Below are 4012 nucleotides of genomic sequence, written 5' to 3'. Positions count from 1 at the left end.
AAGTCGCTGACCGGGATTAGGAGCAGCAAATGCTGAAATGGCCACATTGGCTGTAGCAGCTCCGGTAAGCCGTACCAAACTCACATTAGCAGGAATATCAACCGCATTACCAGCAACGGCTAAAGCGGTTTCACGGTTGGTAATAGCTCCGTTTACATCTAAAGCTGTACCTGGAGAAATTGTACCAATTCCGACATTTCCATTGGGAGACATTATCAAATCATCCTTAGCCTGAGCGGCAGAAGGCACTCCGGTTGCTGGATTATTTTTTAGCCCATCAACACTAAATATTCCCTGAGGATTACCTGTATTAATCCCCACTTGTGATCTGACCGCCAGTGAAAACATAACAAATATGCCTGTTAACAATAATTTTTTTTTCATCATTTGTGTATTAATTAATTTAAATAAATTAGTTAGGTATTAAAAAATCATTTATGTTGTAAATAGTGTCATAGAATTAAGACAGTGCAATATTAGAACACTTGAAATAAAATCCAAACTCCAACCCTACATCATCCCTACATCACGATACATCATTCATACATTATATCTTAAATATTCAAAAACTCATATAAAAAAACATTCCTAATTCAAATAATCTATATATTTAAAATAATCTACTATCTAATTATAAAAATTACAATGAATTGTTTATTGATTCCTTTTTTATCGAAAGTTAATAATATCAAAAAAAGGTTATTACTTTTTCAAAATCACAGAAATAAGGAACAACTAACCTCCAAAATAATAAATGACAAAATTAACGGGCTAATGTGCCTGAAGTAAAGGGGCGGAAAGTAAAGTTCCGAAATGATACTGTACATCTCTTACCATGCAAAAAAGAATCATTTTGGTTAATAAGAGAATTATTCTCCATCTGCTTAATAGTAATCATTATGGAAAAAACTAAACAACTATATTCTTTTTATGATCAATCCATTAAAAATTCTAAAACTTATACCATAATATAATCAGAAAAAGAAAAGTATTAAGTTCCTTGACAATAATTCAGATGAAAAACGGTGTTATAATGCATGGACAGCATCACAAGTTCCCGGACAAAAAGAAATCCCCAATATAATCCAAAACTGAATAGCTTTGTAGTGTTAATCAAAATTTTTATAGCTCAAATATAGATCTGAAAAAACGATACAGATCAGTCTCAGCTTCCAGATTTAGTTTTTTTCGTATCCTATACTTTTTTGTCTGTACAGATCTGTGTTCCATAGAGATATACTGAGCAATTTCCTTTGACGAAAAACCCAGCCATATCATAGCGCAAAAAGATAAATCAGATTTAGAAAGATTAGAATTTATTTTTAACAACTCATTACATAATTCCGGATATGCTTCCTGAAATTTAGGAAAAAAATCAGTTTTCTTTTCTTTGGCAAGCTGGATGATATTTTCATAATTTTCATTGAGCTTTCTTTTCAGATCTTTCGTTTCTTTTTCTATTTCAGAAATTATTTTTTCGCTTTCCATGAGCTTCTTTCTCTTCTTTCTTATACGTAAATAAAGGTAAATGGTAACTAAAATAATCAACAATATTGAAATACTACTATACCATAAAGTGGCATTATTTTGATTTTTAAGTTGAACCTTTTCATTTTCGCTTTCTTTATTCAATCTGTTAATGGAAAGATCTATGGCTTGGTTTTGGTTGGCATCCAAGCTGTCTTGCAATGAGATCGATTTATTAAGATATTCATTTTCTTTATCAGAATTTCCTTCTTTTTTATAAAGTGTAGACAATTCCTTATAATTGTTAAGAATAATTGCCGGCCTATTAACCTGCTTTGCAAACTCTATAGACCTCTTAATTACATCAATGGCCTGGCTATTTTTCCCCTGACTTTTCAGAAATGTTCCATAATTCTTTAAAACAACAGCCCTCTGATATTTGTTATTTTTGAAATTTTTGGTTTCTAAAAGTGCAAAAGCTTTTTGAAAATAATACTTCGCAGAATCAGGTTTCACGTCAAAAAAAGTGTAGTGCTGTGCAATATTAGCTACATCCAGTGGGTTCGCATCTATTTTCATTGATTTATGAAGATAAATAATTGCAGAATCTGGTTGATTCACCTTGTACATGTACACAGATCTGGTTGAATAGACGTAGCGTAAAAACAGACGGCATTCACGGTTATTTCTGTTTAACTTTAACCCATAGTTCATAGCTTTTGAATTATATCCCAAAGCTAATTTGCTTACATTCATCTTATTATAAACTTGTGCGTACTCAGCATTTATTTTACCTATAAGAAAATCATTTTTGCTTTTCTTAGATATATCCTCAGCTTTGTTCAGGTATTCTAATCCCTTCTTTAAATCTTCTTTAAATATAAATCGGTTGGCAATATTGGCATATCCCATTGCCTCTCCTTCACGATAATTAATTTGAACGGCTATTTTTATGATCCCTTTATTCCAACGGATGAGATCATCATCAGAAATTCTCGTTCGGAGTACTTCGTTTGTTTTTATCAATAAAGAATCAATATCATTTTTCGTGTATTGCTGTGAAAATAGCTTAATACAGAACATTAAGAAAGAAAATAAAATTATTTTTTCTATTTTTTTAAAAAAAAACATAATAACTAGTAATTACTTAAAATAACAAAATTTCAATAACATTATCATGACAAGCGTATCAGATCAGCATATTCAAAATAGGTAAACCACAAGTGGTAAAAGATTGAAAATAAACACATTAAATACATTAATGTGTTATTCCGCAAAACATAATAAGCTTTGAATCTGCATATTATTTTTTTTGCAAAATCCGGAATCATGTAAGAGCTTTTCATAGAACAATTAATTGCAGTTTTATTTGGTAACACTGAATTAGGATTATTTTTATTAGCCCGGCAAGAATAGATAAAATAATTATAAGTAAATAAAATGCTTTTCTCATATAAGTGAAATGTTTGTGTATTTTTCAGTAAGGTTAAGAAAAATGCAGAAAAAGCACATGATAATATGATACATCAAAAATACAACATCATGCATTAACGCGATAAAAAGACGGATTCTTAGTTGCTAATTTTTTGTTAATGTTTTGAATTTCATTAAAGCAAAGGAAATCCAGCTGTGGAAATCTTAAAAAACGTTCCATATTTCAACAGGATTTTATTGCAAAAATAGTACAGCGAGCTTACTGAATCATAACAACACATCAAACAACAAATAGATCAGTCAATACCGGAATAGTTCAAAATTATCTTTGCAATCAATTTATATTTTAGTTTTTTAAGTGAATTATTAGAAACACAATAAGATAACTGAGAACATGCAGCACACAGAAAATAAATCACATTCATACGTATTAATTTATTAATAATTTTCCCATATATCAATCTTCTTTTTTTAACAAAAATACCATATGATGTATGTCAAATGTATACATATTGTACCTATGATGTATATATAAATCAAATTACAAACTCCACCAGGTATTACTTTTGCCAGCTGATTTAAAAATGAAATAATGCATAAGCATATTAGGACATTCAACTTCAATGATAGAACTATCAACACAAATAAATATTAATTTAAATTTATTATATATTATGAAAAAAAAATTATTACTAGCAAGTGTGCTCACTACTTTTTCATTGGTTGCAAAATCACAGGTGGGGATTAATACGTCAACCCCTGGCGCAACTCTTGAAGTAGCAGCTAAAAACAGCACAGGTACAGGTCCTGCAGTGGAAGGCCTCCTTATTCCAAGAGTAGACAGACAAAAAGCTCAGAGTATGACCGGAGTTCCGTCATCAACATTGATCTATGTAAATAATGTAAGTACAGGAACACAAACCGGGACTGCTTTAAATATAGATGTTGTTGGATACTATTATTATAATGGAACAGCTTGGGTAAAGCTGCATAATCCGGCAAATACTGTAACAGGTAATATTTATAACGCAGACGGAACTCTTACAGGCAACCGTACCGTTACACAGGGAGCCAATACCCTGGCCTTTACAGGAACGCAGACCAATGCATT

1 protein-coding gene and 2 pseudogenes are annotated in these 4012 nt (G+C 30.9%); 1 reads left to right on the top strand and 2 read right to left on the bottom strand.

Annotation, left to right across the window (positions count from 1 at the left end; genetic code table 11):
- Nucleotides 1-387, bottom strand: a pseudogene (locus C8D70_RS20575) (hypothetical protein); the annotation flags it as partial.
- 735 nt (nucleotides 388-1122) lie between these two features.
- The gene (locus tag C8D70_RS20570) at nucleotides 1123-2550 is read right to left on the bottom strand and encodes a LuxR C-terminal-related transcriptional regulator (RefSeq protein WP_181416175.1); all 1428 of its coding nucleotides are present in this window, start codon (nucleotides 2548-2550) and stop codon (nucleotides 1123-1125) included.
- 1025 nt (nucleotides 2551-3575) lie between these two features.
- Between C8D70_RS20570 and C8D70_RS20565 the strand changes: the two are divergent.
- Nucleotides 3576-4012: pseudogene (locus C8D70_RS20565) on the top strand (hypothetical protein); the annotation flags it as partial.

The organism is Chryseobacterium sp. CBTAP 102 (assembly GCF_003201365.1).
Classification (GTDB): Bacteria; Bacteroidota; Bacteroidia; order Flavobacteriales; family Weeksellaceae; genus Chryseobacterium; species Chryseobacterium candidae.
This window is presented reverse-complemented; position numbering and strand designations above follow the sequence as displayed.

Excerpts from the sequence above, each read along its gene's own strand:
- C8D70_RS20570 (WP_181416175.1), bottom strand. The coding sequence starts at position 2,550 with ATGTTCTGTATTAAGCTATTTTCACAGCAATACACGAAAAATGATATT.